9 protein-coding genes, 6 tRNA genes and 1 pseudogene are annotated in these 18,056 nt (G+C 38.1%); 2 read left to right on the top strand and 14 right to left on the bottom strand.

Translation table 11 applies throughout. The annotated features are described in order from the left end of the window. Window positions 1-110 precede the first annotated feature (110 nt). The 12 genes and pseudogenes from FLM47_RS03135 to FLM47_RS03080 all read right to left on the bottom strand — a co-directional run bounded on the left by FLM47_RS03135 (window position 111) and on the right by FLM47_RS03080 (window position 12,639). A complete protein-coding gene (locus tag FLM47_RS03135) occupies window positions 111-3,194 on the bottom strand; it encodes an efflux RND transporter permease subunit (protein WP_178955115.1) in 3,084 nt (1,027 codons plus the stop codon). Further along, window positions 3,191-4,486 carry an efflux RND transporter periplasmic adaptor subunit gene (locus tag FLM47_RS03130; protein ID WP_178955113.1) on the bottom strand — a complete coding sequence of 432 codons (1,296 nt, stop codon included), beginning with the start codon at window positions 4,484-4,486 and terminating at the stop codon, window positions 3,191-3,193. The genes FLM47_RS03135 and FLM47_RS03130 overlap by 4 nt, the downstream gene beginning before the upstream one ends. Beyond that, window positions 4,476-5,891 (bottom strand): TolC family protein, encoded by a 1,416-nt coding sequence (locus tag FLM47_RS03125; RefSeq protein ID WP_178955111.1) that lies wholly within the window; start codon window positions 5,889-5,891, stop codon window positions 4,476-4,478. Before FLM47_RS03125 ends, FLM47_RS03130 begins: the two co-directional genes overlap by 11 nt. Window positions 5,892-6,597: 706 nt before the next feature. Continuing rightward, complete coding sequence (locus tag FLM47_RS03120; RefSeq protein ID WP_178955109.1) at window positions 6,598-9,354, bottom strand: AAA domain-containing protein; 2,757 nt, start codon at window positions 9,352-9,354, stop codon at window positions 6,598-6,600. 14 nt (window positions 9,355-9,368) lie between these two features. After that, entirely contained in the window at window positions 9,369-10,274 is a 906-nt protein-coding gene (locus FLM47_RS03115; RefSeq protein WP_178955107.1) for a restriction endonuclease, read from the bottom strand. A gap of 291 nt (window positions 10,275-10,565) precedes the next feature. Then, window positions 10,566-11,712: pseudogene (locus FLM47_RS03110) on the bottom strand (IS3 family transposase). Between the two features lie 200 nt (window positions 11,713-11,912). Then, window positions 11,913-11,988 (bottom strand) — tRNA-Thr (locus FLM47_RS03105). A 43-nt stretch (window positions 11,989-12,031) separates the two neighbouring features. Beyond that, window positions 12,032-12,107, bottom strand: a tRNA-Phe gene (locus FLM47_RS03100). A 49-nt stretch (window positions 12,108-12,156) separates the two neighbouring features. Further along, window positions 12,157-12,232: transfer RNA gene (locus FLM47_RS03095), tRNA-Thr, on the bottom strand. A gap of 60 nt (window positions 12,233-12,292) precedes the next feature. Next, window positions 12,293-12,368: transfer RNA gene (locus tag FLM47_RS03090), tRNA-Phe, on the bottom strand. Window positions 12,369-12,416: 48 nt separating this feature from the next. Next, a tRNA-Thr gene (locus tag FLM47_RS03085) sits at window positions 12,417-12,492 on the bottom strand. 71 nt (window positions 12,493-12,563) lie between these two features. Continuing rightward, window positions 12,564-12,639 (bottom strand) — tRNA-Phe (locus FLM47_RS03080). Between the two features lie 306 nt (window positions 12,640-12,945). On the opposite strand from FLM47_RS03080, the gene FLM47_RS03075 reads away from it, so the two are divergent. Further along, window positions 12,946-15,729, top strand: a complete 2,784-nt coding sequence (locus tag FLM47_RS03075; protein WP_178955105.1) for a hybrid sensor histidine kinase/response regulator — start codon at window positions 12,946-12,948, stop codon at window positions 15,727-15,729. Window positions 15,730-15,807: 78 nt separating this feature from the next. Here the strand turns inward: FLM47_RS03075 and FLM47_RS03070 are convergent, their stop codons facing one another. Both FLM47_RS03070 and mutY read right to left on the bottom strand, forming a co-directional pair. Continuing rightward, window positions 15,808-16,080 (bottom strand): oxidative damage protection protein, encoded by a 273-nt coding sequence (locus FLM47_RS03070; RefSeq protein WP_008110439.1) that lies wholly within the window; start codon window positions 16,078-16,080, stop codon window positions 15,808-15,810. A gap of 34 nt (window positions 16,081-16,114) precedes the next feature. Next, window positions 16,115-17,176: an A/G-specific adenine glycosylase gene (mutY, locus tag FLM47_RS03065; RefSeq protein WP_178955103.1), complete on the bottom strand. Its 1,062-nt coding sequence runs from the start codon at window positions 17,174-17,176 to the stop codon at window positions 16,115-16,117. Window positions 17,177-17,326: 150 nt separating this feature from the next. Between mutY and trmB the strand changes: the two genes are divergently transcribed. Further along, on the top strand, window positions 17,327-18,052 hold the full coding sequence (gene trmB, locus FLM47_RS03060) for a tRNA (guanosine(46)-N7)-methyltransferase TrmB (RefSeq protein WP_010390835.1): 726 nt from the start codon (window positions 17,327-17,329) through the stop codon (window positions 18,050-18,052). The last annotated feature ends 4 nt before the right edge of the window (window positions 18,053-18,056 follow it).

The following is an 18,056-nucleotide window of genomic DNA, read 5'->3' as shown; positions in this document are numbered from 1 at the left end:
ACTAAATATTCCCTATCTTTCGTCTTTAAATATATCGAACTGCGTTTCCACAGCCCGATATTTAATTTTTATCTCTAACACCTATCCCTTTGTCTTTTTAATGCCTAACACTACTTAAACCAACCTTGAAAGCGCTCCATCAGCATATAGTTAACGGGAACAAGTAATAAGGTTATAAAAGTCGCAAATATAATCCCAAACCCTAAGCTTACTGCCATAGGTATTAAAAACTGCGCCTGAGTCGCCTTTTCAAACAGCAGCGGCATTAAGCCAATAAAAGTGGTTAAACTAGTAAGCATAACCGGGCGAAAGCGCGATGCGCCAGCAAGTTTAACTGCCTCTATTAAATCGCCACCTTCGCTGCGTTTTTTATTAATGAAATCGACTAATACGAGCGAATCGTTTACTACCACACCTATTAACGCAAGCATACCTAGTAAGCTCATAATGGTTAAGTCCATACCCATTATCCAGTGCCCTACTACAGCGCCAATCATGCCAAATGGAATAACGCTCATAACAATAATTGGTTGCATGTATGACTTAAACGGAATGGCCAATAACGCATAAATTATAAAAAACACAAACACTAACGCCCAAGCCAATGAGCCAAACGACTCTCTTTGCTCTTTGGCTTCACCTTCAAGTTTGTACTCAACACCTGGGTATTGCTGCATTAACTCATCTAAGTATTGTGCTAGATCGGCTTGAAGCACCGTCATGTTGGTGTTATTTTTTTCAATATCAGCCGTCACGTTTAGTGTGCGATAACGATCAATACGGTTTATGGTTGATGGGCTTTGCCCTGCCGTAAGCGTTGCCACATGCGACAATGGTACAGAACCGCCATCGGGAGTATTTATTAGTATGTTTTGTAAATCAGCTACAGAGCGGCGCTCATCAATAGGTAAACGTACCATTACACGCACGTCGTCTCGTCCGCGTTGAATACGCTGAACCTGCGAGCCAAAAAACGAATTTCGCACTTGCCCTGCTACATTTACACGATTTAAACCAAGCGCCAAACCTTGTTGCGTAAGCTCTATACGCAACTCTTCTTTACCGTCAGACATACTGTCGGCAATATCAAACACCGTTGGGTACGTTGCTAAACGATTTTTAATATTATCAGCTACATCTTGCAATATTGTTAGTGAAGTACCACTTAGTTGAACGTCTATTGGGTCTGAACTTCGGCCAATTTCAGCTCTAAATGTTAGGCTTTCAGCGCCAGGAATAACACCAATTAAATCGCGCCATTCACTAGCAAGCTCTCGCGAACCTATATCTGACTCACGCTGCTCAGCAGGTGTAATCTCAAAGCGTACCGCTCCGGAGTTAGACGCGCCACCGCGTCCGCCAGTAGTGGCTAATATATTTAAAATAACGCTTTCGCCTGTATTAGGATCGCGATATTTGTCTTGTAATTGCTGCGCTTTTTCGGACATATCAATCACGTATTTATTGGTTACTTCAAACGGTGTACCTGTTGGCAGTGTTAGATTGACTCGTACAGTTTCGCTAGGAATTCGTGGGAAAAAGATAAACTTAGTCCAACCACTGGTGATCATGGTTAAAATAATAAAAAATACCCCCACAAATAAACTAACCGTTGCTAATTTATGGCGTAAAGCCGTGTTTAATATAGGTTGGTAATATTTTAAAATTGCACTTTCAAAGCCATCTGCAAAGCGTTGTTGAATCGCTTCAAGCTTAGATGGTTCACCTTTTTGGTGGCGTAGTTTTATGTATTTTAAATGTGCTGGTAACACAAATTTAGATTCAATTAGCGAAAACAATAAAACTGGAATAACCACTACCGGAATTTGTGCAAATAAGGCGCCGCGCGCCCCTTCAATAAATGCTAAAGGTAAAAAGGCAGCAACGGTAGTCAGTACACCAAAGGTAACCGGAGTCGCAACTTCTTGAGTACCCAATATAGCAGCCTGCTCACCGGATTTTGCCGTTTTTAAATGGGTATACACGTTCTCGCCGGTTACTATGGCGTCATCTACTACAATACCAAGTACTAAAATAAAGCCGAATAAGCTCATTATATTTAGCGTTACACCAAAAATTGGCATCGCGATAAACGCGCCCATAAACGATACAGGAATACCAATAAACACCCAAAATGCAATTGCTGGGCGCAAAAATAGCGTGAGCAGTGCCAGTACTAAAATACCACCTTGTAAAGCATTACTGGTTAAGGTGGCGATACGGCTTTTAACTAGCTCTGAATCGTCGTCCCAATAACTTAGTTTAAAACCTTGTGGTAGCGTGGCTTGCTGTTCTTCAATGTAGTTTTTAACATCGTCTGCCACGGTTATCGCGCTTTGCGGGCCAATTCGGTAAACGTCTATAAACGCCGCTTGCTTACCATTAAAACGGGTGCGTACTGGCGTTTCTTCAAAATCGTCTTTAATTGTAGCAATATCACCTAAGCGGATAATCGTTCCGTCGGCTTGGTTTTTTACTACTATGCTGGCAAATTCGTCTTTACGGTAAGCCTGCCCTTTTGAGCTGATCAGTACGTCGCCACCTTCTGTTTTTAAGTTACCGGCAGAAATATCAGAACTCGAATTAGCAATCGCACTCGATATTTGCGCAAGGCTCAGGTTATATTGGCGAAGTGTGTCTTGGCTAACTTCAATGGCTAACTCATAATCTCGTACACCACTTAGCTCTACCTGGGTTACATTAGGCAAACGCAGTATTTGATCTCGCACTGTTTCTGCGTATTCACGCGTTTCTTTTTCGCCGTAATCACTTGATACAGTAACAGCTATTACTTCTCTTTTGCGCTCAGCCAGCGCAACAATTGGTTTTTCGGCATCGCCAGGAAACGTATTAATCGCATCCACTCGGCTTTTAATATCAGCCAACAGTTCACGAGGATCGTAACCACTTTCAACCTCAATGGTTACAGAGCCTGAGCCCTCTGACGAGCGGCTAAATATTTGTTTAATACCCTCTAGGTCTTGTACCGCTTCTTCTATACGAATTGTTACGCCCTGCTCTACATCTTCAGGGGTTGCACCACGCAGGCTAACACCAACGCTTATCATATCGGTTTCAAAGGACGGAAACACCTCAAGTGGTATTTTACTCGATAAACTAAATAGTCCCGACAACAACAAAGTTACTAACAATAAATTGGCAGCAACATGGTTTTTAGTAAACCAAGCAATCATACTTTATCTCCTTGCTTGGCTGCGCGACGTTTTTTTATTAACTCTTCAACACTAATACCAAGCTCTTTTGCTTTTTGCTCAAGTTGCTCTCGCGACGGGCGCATACCTTTAGATTTTTTTTCCTTTGGCTCTTCATCTAAAATACTCACTTTAGTGCCCGAACTCACTTGACCAAGTGGCGTGATAACCAACTTGTCGTTTGCTTTTAATCCTGTCTTGATCATTGCTTGGTTTGCGTTTTGCCATGCAAAAGTAACGTCTTTACGCTTTAATACATCACCTTCAACCACATAAACATAAGTACCTTGATAAATTGTGCTGTTAGGAATGATCAACGCATTTTGCACCGTTTTACCCGCTATTTGCGCCTTAATGTATTGCCCTATTTTAATTGGATACTGATTACTGGCGGTTGATTTATATGGGTCGTCTATTTTTGCTACCACGTAAAGTTGCTGCGCGTTTTGGTCAATAGCGCCCTCGGTGCGTGCCAATTGGCCTTGCCATGTTTGCTCCCCCACTAAATCAGAACTAAATTTAACTAACGAACCCGCTTGGTTTTTAGCACCATCACGGTATTGCTCTGGCAGGTTAACAAACGAAAGGTCTTTATTTTTTATTGGTAAGCGAATTTCAACACTATCAATAGCGTAAATAGTGGCAAGTTGGGTATTGTTACTCACTACTTGACCTAAATCGACACTACGACTCAGTATGCGCCCAGCATAAGGTGCGGTAACCTTTGTACGCTCTAAATCAAGCTCTGCTTTTTCAAGAGCAGCTTGAGCCGATAGCACTTGTGCTTGCGCAGCTGCTAATTGCGGCTCACGTAATACCAAGCTGCTAGCTTGGCTTGAACCACCAAGGCGCTTCCAATCAGTCAGTGCTTGTTGCCCGCGGGCCTTTTCTTCTAATAAGCTTTGCTCTGCTGTGAGCAAGTTAGCTTGTGCAGATTTAACCTCTGCCTGATGATCTCTATCATCTAGCTTTAATAACACGTCGCTTTTTTCAAAAAAGCCACCTTCTCTAAACTCATCGCTCACTTCAATTATTTGCCCAGATGCTTGAGCAACAAGTAAGCTTTGTGTTCGAGGTTTTACTGTACCGTAGCTGTCTATCATTACTTGATAAGTTTGAGGCACAAGCTCAAGTACAGATACACTAATTGCTGCTTTTGGTGCTGAACTAAAGCGTCTCGCCTCTGGCGGATTACTCTTAATAAAAAATACAATTAAAAGAGCGGTAACAACAACCGCGGCTGGAATAATAATTTTAGCTGTTTTAGTGTTCATCGTTATTGCTCTTTAAGTCGCTTGACGGTTTTTCAAAATCACCACCGAGGGCAACATGTAGGTTAATTCTATTTGCGATTAATTGGTTTTTAATTTGTATTAATGAACTTTGCGCATCGAATGAGCGACCTTGTGCATCAAGTACCGTGGTATAAGTTACTAAGCCACTTTGATATTGCTCAAACGATAACTGCTCGGCCGCAAGTGCATTTTTTTGTGCTTCGAGGGTGCTGGTGTACTGCGCTTTTAAAGACTGCTGCTGCGATATCGCATTTTCTACATCAGCAAATGCATCGTACAAGGTTTGTAAATATTGCTGTTCTTGCTTTTGCGCATTCAGGCGTGCAATTTCTTCATTGGCTTGTAAACGTCCTCCCTCAAAAATAGGTGCCGAAATACTTCCGAGTAAAGACCATGCGAGGCTTGAAGGAGAAAACAAATCACTCAGCCTATCTGTACTATCACTTAAGCTTGCAGTTAAATTTAAACTAGGAAAGCGCTGTTTATGCGCATAAGCCAATGACGCATCGGTAGCTAATAACTCATACCAACTGGCAAGTAATGCGGGCTTTCGGGTAATGAGCTCTGAAGGAATACCAACTGGAATTTCGGTATCAACAACCGGTAAGTCAGTGCTTGCTGCAATAGCTCCTTTTGGGTACTCACCTAGTAAGCGCTCAAGCACTCGCGCTGCACTTGATAAACTCGCTATTTGAGTGGCAATGCGTGAGCGTTCGTTATTAAGCTCATTGCGGGCTAAATAAACATCAAGCGCTTCGTTAATACCTTGGCGATAACCCGACTCAATTATATCGAGGTTTTGCTTAGCATTTTCTTCACGGCGCTTATATAAATCAAGCAGCTGCTGCGCAGACACAACATCAAACCAACCTTGAACAACATCTGAAACAAGTTGTTGTTTAGCTTGTTCAAAACGCGCTTTTTGCGCTAAATAAGAAAGGTTAGCTTCTCGTTTTGAATCTGACAGCTTACCCCATAAGTCAACTTCGTAATTTAAGTTTAAGCTTACCGAGCTGGCATTATTATAGCTAACAGGCCGGTTATTTTTGCTTCGGCTAGTACGCGAAGATAAATCTAAACTAGGCCAAAGAGCTGATCCGGTTACTATTAGTTGCTGTTTAGTAATAGCGACATCATAGCTGGTTTGTAATAGTTGTTGGTTGTTTTTAAGCGCTTGTTCTACGTATTTGTTAAGTAATGGCGTGTGTAGTTGAGTTAACCATTCATCATCCACTTTTAATACAGAACTTGATGCTTGTTGTTGCCACTGCTGTGGTAAATTATTTGGAGTTTGTTCGCGCTGCGATTGGTTTAAGTTACTCGCACAACCGCTCAACACTATAATGCTTATTGCTAATAAAGATGGCTTATATTGCCACATCATGTTTAAACCTGATCAATGCTATTTATGAATGTTATTCAATCACTTTAGCAAACTTTGCTCAATTGACTTTACATAACATTACATAGCTTGCGGTGAAATTGTAAGTTCACTCAATGCGCTAAGTGTTAATACAACTATCAAAAACAAATGAGCAAGCTAACTTTTAATCAGAGAATTAATTTTAACTCTTAAAAAGTTGATATAGAAAATACGGCAGAGTTTGCTATTGGCATTACACCAGCTAAAGCGGAATAAAATTATAAATATATTTTGCATATGGAACGCGGTTTAATGCTGCGCCGAACTTAGGACAGAAACAAAAAAGCCTCGCATATGCGAGGCTTTGTATACATTCTTTCGACTAACCGAGTGGAACGGTTGACCTACTGATTACAAGATACCTACGATAGATAGCGACAGTCACTACCTAAGCGCTATAACTACATGTTAAATAAAGAGGGAGGCAGAAATAACCCTAACTATTTTTAACTGGGGAATTGCAATAATACATTGATTTAATTGTGATTTTTCCTACTTTCTTTTCAGCATTCTGGTTTGAAGTATTAAAAAGTCATACATGAAAATAAGCCGGTGCATTTTTAGTGTTTTAGAATCATCAATCTGTTGATCAAAGCATCGATTATTATTCAATTTTTACCCTAGTTGAACATTTAGAATTTATTCTTATAAAAATGTATATCTCAAATTAATATTCAGCTTCATCTACAGGTAATTCAATCACACTATTTAGTGCCGATTCGATTCGATCCCCCTCACCACTTTCAGTGGTAGATAACCGTAATAATGGGAGTGATATCTTAGCTAAAATATTGTTTTTGTGGTTATCTCTAATTTTCTGTTTCTCATTAAGCTCATGAAATTCATACCCGTCTACTTCTATCGCCAAAATTGGTAGCATATCGAGCTTATTAAACAATAAAAAATCAATATGAGTATTTGGGTGGCTAGCAAAAATTTTTTCTTCTGTGTTGAGTACTGAAGAATCATTAATTAATAAGCTTAAAGTGTAATTTCTCCGATATGAAAAAGAGCTATAAAATTTTTGCTTTAAAATATCATCTAACAGAGTAGACATTAGATCTTCAGATAAATAATCAGAGGATCTTTTTACTTTTTTCATAAATGAAGTTAAAGCATATGAATATTCTTTATATAAACAGTCGAAAATTGATATAGTTTTACTTTCAAAAATGCAAGGTGACAGTGATTGATACTCTATATGTCGCAGTAAGTCACCTATGTTAGAACCTTGCTTTTTTAGTACGTTTTGAGACGTAACTAAAGTAAATCGCTTTTTAGCTCTAGAAACAGCTACATTTAGAAGATTTGGCTTATCCATATATGCGGTTAATCTGTTTGCTGTTGCACTAAATATTATGCTTTCTTTCTCTCTACCTTGAAATTTATGAACCGTATCGGCTGCTATATCTTTTACTGAAAAACGTAATGAAGCTTGATCAGCCTGCGCTCTATATGGAGAAATAAAACCTATTTCATCAACCTCTGATAATTTTAATTCATCACTTAAAATTTCATTATTGATAACATCTAACTCTCTAATATTAATAAAACCACTACCGGAAGGTGGCTTTCTCGCATGGTTACCTTTTTCCGTTTTGATGACTTTGAAAGGGTCAGTTGAAGAAGATGTCATTGTGATTAACTGACCGTCGTAATATTTTTGATTACAAAAGTCGATAATTCTAGGGTGGCAACGATAATGTTCTTTTAAAAGTGTTTTAGGTACTAAAGGAAACAGTTTATCTAGTGAAGATAATAGGCTTTCGTGAAAGTAACTATAACCATTCATTATATTATATTGTTGGTCTATAGAGCTGCTTAATGAACCGTCAGGTATGTGTGGAAGCTGTTTTAAATCACCAACGACGACAATGTTTTTGGCACATGACATCGATAGAAAGCCCGTTAATAAATCTACCTGCGATGCTTCGTCAACAATTAAATAATCAAATAGCTCGGCTTCACTTTTGTTGTTAATAATTGAATCAGTAGTGCTAAGCACTACAGGGTATCGATTAACAAACTCTTCGAATGCTTCTTGGCTTCTTTTATAAGACTTTTCGTCTAAATCACTATCTTTAATTGACTGGTATTTTTGTGCTATGAACGATTTAAAAAGGGTGTTAGATAGCTGTGTTTGTCTTTGTACAAGGCTTTCAAAATCCTCTTGAATAAGAAGCTGCTCTAAGCTATTTATTTCTTGATTTAATTCAATTGTTTTACGTTGATAATATTCGCTAATGATGCTTTTAAATATATTTTCGTTTAATAGTCTTAAATCAGCAAATTTGTAGATTTTATATCTATATAACCATTTAAATTTTGTTAACCAGCTTAATTTTTCAAATTGAGAGTGGTACTTAAAATCAGCTAAAAAACTTAAAAGGTTAGGGGTATTCCATTTAGTCATAAATGAAAAACGTTTGATGTTTAAAGGCCTAATATCAAAATGTTTATCGAAATATTGCTTTTCTATATCTAGTCGCACTAGAGTTTCTTTAAGAACTGCCAATGCATTGTTAGCTTCTAGTAACTGAGTTGTTTGACTACTTATTTGGTTTAATTGATTTCTAAGGTGATAAACAGTGTTGCTGTCCATTGACCAACCTTTAAATTCAGGTAGATCTCCTTTAACACTAAAAAATTGCTTTTGTGAATCCTTATTACCTAGCCTTGCAGCGATAAAGCTTATTTGCTCTTTCTCTAATTTCTCAAAAACATTATCAATTGCGGAATTGTTACCTGCTACCACAGCAACGTTTTTTCCTTGTATGATTATGTTGGTAATTATGTTGAGAATAGTTTGCGTTTTGCCTGTGCCGGGAGGACCCTGTATCAGGCTAATTTGACTTTCCAAGGCATTAATAACTGCTCTTTGTTGTGAAGGATTTATACCGAAAGGAAATATAGGATAGGTTGTTATTTTTTCATGCTTTGCTGGCGCTAGCGTAACAAAGTTACTAATGACACATTCAGGTTGGATGGCACTTAGTTTTTTATCGTAATATAAATTTAAATGTGATGTTTTATTTTCAAGTGATTTAGCTAAAAAGTTGTAGTAATCAATTAATTTTTTTGTATCTTCATATTCTGCAATATTAGGGACTAATTCGATGTTTTTAGTTAGTTCTATTCTTTTCTCTTTGTCATTAAATAAACATACGTAAATTCCAAAAGACAGCGCAAAATTCCACTTATGGGTACCTCGACTCTTAATACGGACGAGGTTTTTATTTAGTTCTATTGTTTTAGGTTGCTCAAAATATTGCACTTTATCTTTATTATAAGCGTACACCTTATCGCTTTTGCCAAAGTAAACCTCGTATTTATTTCTATTTTCAACAATTGAGGAAATTTCTTTTGTTTTATCCAGCCAGCTGTTCGATTGGAATACTAATATTAAAAATTTGCTTTCATCCATGATTAGTTAAAATACTACCTTAAGTTTAATCCTGAACGAGAACTGATATTAAAAGCCATAGAAACCCCTTCATTATTACCTGTTGCTGTAACTGTTATATTAGTATCTTTATTAGCTCCTAAGTTATCACTTGAGCCGTATATTACAGGTTTATTCTTAAAATCTTCATAGCTAAGTTGCTCTGGTGATGAAGAACACACAATAGTATAGTTGGCTGACATCTTAGTGCATTTAGCTTTTACTCCGTTCTTATCGGTAATTATTATTTCATGCTTAAATGTCCATTCACCATGATGTTTAGAGCCACCATATATCACTTCAACATCAACTACGTTGCTTTCTTTAATATTGTGAGTTGAAGATGATGAAATCAAATGATAAACAAAATCTGAAATTAACAATCTCTCATTTGTATCAGTTAAAACTGTGCTTTCTAGCGAATATTCAACTTTTTCAGCATCTTCCATAAAGGTTACATTGAAGTCTATGTCGTCAATTGTTGTTGAATTTAGTATTAACCTCACATCTCTAGCTTTATTTAAGAATGATGGCCATGACTGGCTTAATGCTTGACCAAAAGATATAGCGTCAATTTGCATTTTTTCTGCAAATTTTTGTGCAGATACAGTAAATCCTGATTTTGAAACAATTACTATTTTTTGGATGCCGACGTTTTTATGTTTAGTAATTAACTGTTCAATTACTGACACACCAATTGGGCGTGATTTAGCCGTGCACTCTATACCTATTGTAAGTTTATAAGGGCCTGAGTTATCTTCAATTAATATGTCTATTTCTCGGTCTTGCTCGGAAACAGGGTCGTACAACATTTTTGACTCTGTAACAATTGCATTAGATGATGCTAAGTGCTTATTGATAGCAAGTACAAGCTTTTGATATTCGTTAGTTCTTTTAGGCACGTTACAACTGCTCCTACTAAATTCCTAAAATTAACTTCCATGGTAAGTGCCAAAGAAAAAGGGCTATTACAATTATAAATAAGGTGCAGCACATGACATAAAACCAATTTAAACACGACTTTTGATAATCATGCCTATTATCTAAGTCGGTTATCATGTCTTGAATTTTTTCGTACTGCTCACTGTATTGATGTTTTAATCGGTTCATTTGACTAGTGAATTCTGATTTCAATGCTTTTGATTCTTAATCAACATTATCATCATTGCTGAGTATGGACTTCCCAGCTTTCACTAGACAGTTTTTAACTCAGAATAGTACGCTTCCTCAAATTTAGCAGGTGAAACACCGCCTGTATGTGAGTGGCGCTTTTTTGGATTGTAAAACATTTCTATAAAATTGAAAATCTCAGCTTTCGCATCTTCGCGTATCGAGTATATCTTACGCTTAACTATTCGCTTTTTAATTGTCGCAAAAAAGCTTTCAGCAACCGCATTATCATGACAGTTCCCAGCGCGGCTCATTGAAGGCACAAGGTTATGTTCCTTCATAAATACGAGATAGTCAGCGCTACCGTATTGACTACCTTGATCACTATGTACCATTACCTCAGCCTTCGGTTGACGTTGATATACAGCCATCAACAGTGCGTTTATAACAAGGTGCTTGTCCATATTTTTATCCATCGACCAACCCACAATACGCCTAGAGAATAAGTCCATTACTGTCGCCACATATAAAAAACCTTCATAAGTTCTTATGTAAGTTATGTCGCTAACCCTGGATTGATTCGGTGCTGGCAGGTTAAATTGGCGCGCTAATAAGTTATCTGCAATCCGCGATGTCTTTCCGCCTTTAATATGGCGACGCTTATACCCAATTTGCGTTTTAAGCTTATGTTGTCGCATAATCTTAGCGGCACGGTTTACGCTACATTGCTCACCGGCTTCACGCAAGTCTGCATGTATCCAAGGGCTACCATATGTGCCGCCACTGGCTACATAAAATTCTTTAATCAGTTTCAACAAACGATTATCTTCAAGCGCTCTATCGCTTAAAGGCTTTTCTAACCACGCATAAAAACCACTGCGATGCAGTTTAAAAAGGCGGCACATCGTCGTAATGGAAAACTCATCTTGGTGATAACGAATGAAGCCGTACTTTACTCGGGGTTGCTGGCAAAGTACCTTGCGGCCTTTTTTAAAATATCCCGTTCCTCCGTTACACGTTTCAATTGCGCTTCTAATTTAGCGATCTTCAATTTTTCAATCGGATGATTGAACGGCTTTAGGTTTATCTGATAACTGGCTCCGCAGTGATATAACGTTTAGTAGAAATATCTAATCGTTCAGCGACTTCTGCGACTGAATATCCGCGCTCAGTAATTTGTTTAACAGCCGCTTCTTTAAACTCTTGGGTATACCGTTCGCCTTTGCTCATAAAACACTTCTTTTTAGAAGTTACAATGTAACTCATTGGGTGTCTAGCAAACTATGGGAAGTCCAATAAATAACAAACAGGTGTGAAAGCCATGAATAATAAAGGGTAGATAAAATATTGGTGCAAGTGAAAATTGATTGAGAATTTAGCCAAGCGGTAGATACAAAAAAGCCCAGCTAATGCTGGGCTTATCTGATAAATGGTGCCGACTAACCGAGTCGAACGGTTGACCTACTGATTACAAGTCAGTTGCTCTACCAGCTGAGCTAAGTCGGCACACTAAAACAAAAAGCCTTGCATGAGCAAGGCTTTATATAAATGGTGCCTCGACCCGGAATCGAACCAGGGACACGAGGATTTTCAATCCTCTGCTCTACCAACTGAGCTATCGAGGCACTTAAACAGTGCTAATTAAATGCTATCAAAACACTTAACTAAAATAAATGGTGCCGACTAACCGAGTCGAACGGTTGACCTACTGATTACAAGTCAGTTGCTCTACCAGCTGAGCTAAGTCGGCACACAAAACTGTGTGCTAAGGCACTTTATCAATTTTAAAGATTGATAACTTTTTTGTAAATGGTGCCTCGACCCGGAATCGAACCAGGGACACGAGGATTTTCAATCCTCTGCTCTACCAACTGAGCTATCGAGGCACTTAAACAGTGCAAGTGAACTGCTCTAAGCATTTCACTTTTATAAAATGGTGCCGACTAACCGAGTCGAACGGTTGACCTACTGATTACAAGTCAGTTGCTCTACCAGCTGAGCTAAGTCGGCACACAAAACTGTGTGCTAAGGCACGCGTAAAAATGTTTAAATAAATATCTAAACACCATTACTTTAATAAATGGTGCCTCGACCCGGAATCGAACCAGGGACACGAGGATTTTCAATCCTCTGCTCTACCAACTGAGCTATCGAGGCACTTAACAGTGCTTATTAGTAATCACAACGGATTAATAATTCGACTCCCACATAGCTTTACTGACTGAGCTATCTGGGCGTGCGGCGTATTAAACGAGTTTTACCCTTACAAGTCAACTTTTTTTTTATCCTTTGCAACTGTTTGAACGGTTTTCAAACAACTAACAACAAATCTCGTTCATACCGTGCATTTATTCAACAAAAGAGTTTAAAAAACGTAGTGAATTATTTTTTTTAGGTGTTACGATTAGTCAATAGCTTTCGGTACAGGCTTACCGTTTTAATAAAACCACGATAGGAAAACTCATGCAGAGTAAGTTCTCTTCAGCAATAAAGGGCCTACTACCTATATTTTTAGTTAGTAACCTTATAATTTCCACATTATTTATAGTCGCCTATTCGCTTTACTCACAAAGCAATGCTGAGAACAATGAACTTCCCCAACCCTCTACTATTGCACTCACAAAACTTGCTGAACGCCTTGAGCAGCCCATTGTTGAAGCACTAACAACATACGGGCAAAACAAAGCCAAATTACTTCTTGATATTGCAAGCTTACTCAATAATGACTTTAAATATACTCTGCATCGTTTTAATGCAAATAATAAAGCCGAGTTAGTTTATAGCAACAATAGTATAGTGATTGCACCTTTAGCTGTTAGCAAATACATTAAAGAGCAAAATACTCTGCATCATTTAATCTCATCAGAGGGACAAGTAATTGCTGAACTTATCATTGAGCAGAAACAACCTTTAATTTCATCATCGACACAAAATTTATCAATGAGTGCATATCTTGCCGCTATTGTTGCTCTGATCGCATTGTTTGCATTCGCTATAGCGTTTAATAAGTACATTAAAAAACGACTACATAAAAATACCGATTCTCTCACTCAAGAACTCAAGGCTATTACACAAAATGATAATTATCAAAGCACGCTTGATGAGCAACTTGATGGAGGGTTAGAAACCGTTGCTCAACAAATTAATTTATTGCTGAAAAAAGTAAGTATGGTTCTAGCTGACGACCAAGCTGCACAAAAAGAATTAAAAAGGCTACAAACCAGTCTGGAAACAGAAGTACAAAGCAGAACATTTGAATTAGAAAAACAAACTCAAAAAGCGTTAAAGGCGAGTGAAACTAAAACCACCTTTTTAGCCACCATGAGTCATGAAATAAGAACACCAATGAATGGTGTTATTGGCACCATTGATTTACTTCGCCAAACAGAGCTTGATGGTGCTCAGCAACGCCTTAGTACTATTATTCGTGAATCCGCATTTTCGCTACTGAGTATTTTAGATGATATTTTAGATTTTTCTAAAATTGAGGCTGGAAAGCTCAACATAGATCCTGTTCCGTTTTCTATTGCAGATACACTAGAAGAAGTAGCCAAGGTATTATCGTCGGTTGCTAAAAACCGTCATTTAGAACTCGATTTATCAATTGCACCCGATATTCCTAATAACCTTATGGGCGACTCAGGCAGGGTTCGCCAAGTGCTATATAACTTGTGTAGTAATGCCATTAAATTTACTAGCACCAATGGTACAACGAAGGGGAAAGTAAGAATATCAGTAGAGGTAGCAAATAACACCGCCGATCACTTTACATTGCGTTTTTGTGTAAGTGATAACGGTAAAGGAATGAGCCAATCTCAGTTAAGAAAAATTTTCAACCCGTTCACTCAAGCAGAAAGCTCAATTACGCGAGAGTTCGGTGGAACAGGGCTTGGTCTTTCAATTTGTAAAAGCTTAACCGAGCTAATGCTTGGTACTATACATGTAACAAGCCATGAAGGGATTGGAAGTGAATTTACCGTTGAACTGCCTTTTTCAACTGCAGGTAAAACTGAATTTGCCCATAAAAATACACTTAATGGTAAACATGTCATTATTGTCAGCAGCGACGCAGAGCGCGGTAAAGTAATTTATCGTTACTTGTCATTTATGGGGGCTAAAATAACCTATGCTCATGAACAACAAGATGTAGAAGCTCACCAAGATGCCAAGGATATTATTTGGGTTGTTGATGGCATTGAAGACATGAATAGTATTAGTACCTTACTAAGAAGTTTACTTTACTCACTAGAAGATAATAACCAGCAAATGGTGGTATTAAGTAAATTAGATGAAGCAGTAATTAATCATAAAAGTATTTTTTATATTAATGCTTCTCCATTATGTAAATCTAACTTCATGCTTTCAATTTTGGTGGCTGCAGGTTTGCATAAACCTAAGCAAGTTAAAAAAGCCAGAACGATGAATCACTACCTAAACTCAGAAGAAGCGCTGGCAGCAAATAGGCTAGTATTATTGGTAGAAGATAACCTATTAAATCAAGAGGTACTCACCGAACAATTACATATACTAGGGTACAGTGTAGAGGTGGCTAATAACGGTGAAGAAGGCCTAGATATGTGGCGTAAAAATAGCTACTCGCTCATTTTAACCGATTTACATATGCCAAAAATGTCTGGCTACGATATGGTTGAAAAAATTAGAGAAGAAGCGTCATTGCTCGAATCGATTGACGCACAACCTTATATTATTGCTGTTACTGCCAATGCTCTAAAAGGAGAGAGAGAGCGATGTTTAGCTGTAGGTATTAACGACTTTATTACTAAACCTATTGAGTTAAATGCACTTGAGGACACATTAAAGCAATGGAATGACTTATATAGCAAACAACCACAACAGGTGAATTCGACCGAAAAACCAATCATGCCTATTGATATGGAGTCAGCGAATAAGTATATAAATGGCGATGACGCTAAAATAATCCGCTTTTTTAAAATGTATTTAGAGCAGAGCCAAGAACAAATTAAAGCGATTAACTTCGCGGTGCTGCAAAGCAATAAAGCTGAAATTTTATCCGCTTGCCACCAATTAAAATCTATATCGAAGACAGTAGGAGCTAACATTGTTGCTGATTTAGCGCAGTCATTTGAAGATAAGTGTAAAAGTGATGAAATAAAAGCTGATGAATTAATTAAGATGAGAGATGAGCTTGAAATTGAATATTCAAGAGCAGCACAGTTTTTAAAAGAACAAATTAGAAACAACGATCAGCAAGATGACTTGATTTAACTAAAATATTCATCGGTATACACAATATAAAAAAGGGCTTATAGCCCTTTTTTATTAATTATCCTAAGCACAGTTAATTTATTTTTCTACTGGCTTATAACCTTCAATCTCAACTTCTTTACCTTCAAACAAAAAGCCAACCATTTGCTCTTCTAAAAAAGTACGATGCTCTGGATCCATCATGTTTAAATGCTTTTCGTTGATCAGCATAGTTTGTTTATGCTGCCATTGCCCCCAGGCTTCTTTAGAAATATTATTAAAAATTTTCTCACCAAGTTCACCAGGGTATAACTGAAAACCAAGGCCTTCGGCCTCTTTTTGTAACTTTTGACAAAATACTGTACGTGCCATGATTCTTCCCCTTAATGCTAAATATAACGCTATTCTATACTATTGCCGTAATTTGTTTAACCAACTTTTTAGTCGGTGCCGCTAACCCTACTTCTATTGATTGATCGAGTGGATACCACACCAGCTGCTTGTCATTAACAACATCCGGGGCTTTCTCAATATTAAGTACATGCGGGTTAATCGTCAGCTCAAAATGTGAAAATACATGAGTAAAAGGCGTTACTTCATTAAGGTCACTTTTAAGCCCTTGTTGCGCTAAAAAAGTTTCGAGCTCGCTGTACTCATTAAATTCAAAAAATCCAAATAATCCGCCCCAAATACCACTGTTCGGGCGCTTTTCCATGAGCACTTTGTCGTTATGCTTGATAATTAACTGGTGGCAGCTTTTTTTAGGCACTACTTTTTTAGGCTTAGAGTGAGGAAACTCCTTAACTTTACCAGCGTTAAACGCACCACAACGGCTATTTAATGGGCATGCCTCACAATCAAAGCGACTGCGCGAACATAAGCTTGCACCTAAATCCATCATAGCTTGATTAAACTCTGTAACATTATTTTTAGGAGTGAGTTGTTCACTTAAATGCCAAAGCTGATTTTCTACTTTTTTAACTCCATACCAACCTTCAACCATGAAAAAACGAGCAAGCACTCTTTTAACATTGCCATCAAGAATAGGGTGATGCTGCCCCAAAGATAATGATAAAACAGCCCCCGCAGTAGAGCGCCCTATTCCGGGTAAATCCATTACTTCTTCAAGCGTGCTAGGAAACTGACCTTGGTATTTATCTCGAACTATTTTAGCGGTTTTATGTAAATTACGTGCACGAGCGTAATAACCTAAACCTGTCCAATGATGCAAAACCTGATCTTCATCAGCATTTGCTAAAGCAATAATATCGGGAAAGCTTCGCATAAACTTTTCAAAATAAGGAATAACAGTGACAACCTGAGTTTGCTGTAACATCACCTCAGATACCCACACTTTATAAGGCGTTTTAGCTAATTGCCATGGTAACGTTTTGCGCCCATGAAGGTGATACCAGTCAACTACTTGGTTGGAAAACCAATCTGACTGCTGTTTTTTTAAATCCAACATATTTACTTTTTTACTAATGCTCAATGGCGGCTCAGTCTATTGTAGTGACTGAAAAGATCAAGCTATAACGCCCTAATGCTTGTCAACCTAGCGCTGGTCAGGGATAATACGCAACCATTTTTAAACACATTGTTTTGTCAGGCCAATAATATGAGTGAATCAAGTAACAACAACCTTGAGCAAGCTAAGCAAGAAGGTAAGTATATCCGCACTATTCGCAGTTTTGTAAAACGCGAAGGTCGATTAACCAAAGGCCAAGCTGCTGCAATCGAAAAATGCTGGCCAACAATGGGGCTTGAGCATAAAAACGGCCTACTTGATTTAAGCGAAGTTTTTGGCAATGACAATGATGTAGTCCTAGAAATTGGTTTTGGTATGGGCAAGTCATTGGTTGAAATGGCAAAAAATGCACCACATCTTAACTTTATTGGCATAGAAGTTCATCGCCCAGGCGTTGGCGCATGTTTAATGGATGCTGACGAAGCTGGCGTTACTAATCTGCGTGTGTTTGAACACGATGCAGTAGAAGTTCTTGCTGATTGTATAAGCGATGAAAGCTTATCAACCTTACAATTATTTTTCCCTGATCCATGGCACAAAAAGCGTCACCACAAGCGTCGCATTGTACAAACTGAGTTTGCTGAAAAACTTCGCTCTAAATTAAAAATCGGTGGCGTATTTCACATGGCAACCGATTGGGAAAACTACGCAGAGCATATGTTAGAAGTGATGCAAGCAGCCCCAGGTTACAAAAACCAATCTGAGACTAACGACTATGTCCCCCGCCCTGATTTACGTCCATTGACTAAATTTGAACAGCGTGGTCAGCGTTTAGGTCATGGCGTATGGGATTTAATGTTCGAACGTACTAAGTAACCGT

Origin of the sequence: Pseudoalteromonas sp. Scap06 (assembly GCF_013394165.1) — a bacterium.
GTDB lineage: Bacteria > Pseudomonadota > Gammaproteobacteria > Enterobacterales > Alteromonadaceae > Pseudoalteromonas.
The sequence above is the reverse complement of the archived record's forward strand: the minus strand, read 5'-3'. Positions and strand labels throughout refer to the sequence as shown.

Bases quoted from the DNA above. Each gene is read 5' to 3' on its own strand.
- FLM47_RS03135 (WP_178955115.1), bottom strand. From the start codon at position 3,194: ATGATTGCTTGGTTTACTAAAAACCATGTTGCTGCCAATTTATTGTTA.
- FLM47_RS03125 (WP_178955111.1), bottom strand. From the start codon at position 5,891: ATGATGTGGCAATATAAGCCATCTTTATTAGCAATAAGCATTATAGTG.
- FLM47_RS03120 (WP_178955109.1), bottom strand. From the start codon at position 9,354: ATGGATGAAAGCAAATTTTTAATATTAGTATTCCAATCGAACAGCTGG.
- FLM47_RS03070 (WP_008110439.1), bottom strand. From the start codon at position 16,080: ATGGCACGTACAGTATTTTGTCAAAAGTTACAAAAAGAGGCCGAAGGC.
- FLM47_RS03075 (WP_178955105.1), top strand. From the start codon at position 12,946: ATGCAGAGTAAGTTCTCTTCAGCAATAAAGGGCCTACTACCTATATTT.
- mutY (WP_178955103.1), bottom strand. From the start codon at position 17,176: ATGTTGGATTTAAAAAAACAGCAGTCAGATTGGTTTTCCAACCAAGTA.
- FLM47_RS03130 (WP_178955113.1), bottom strand. From the start codon at position 4,486: ATGAACACTAAAACAGCTAAAATTATTATTCCAGCCGCGGTTGTTGTT.
- trmB (WP_010390835.1), top strand. From the start codon at position 17,327: ATGAGTGAATCAAGTAACAACAACCTTGAGCAAGCTAAGCAAGAAGGT.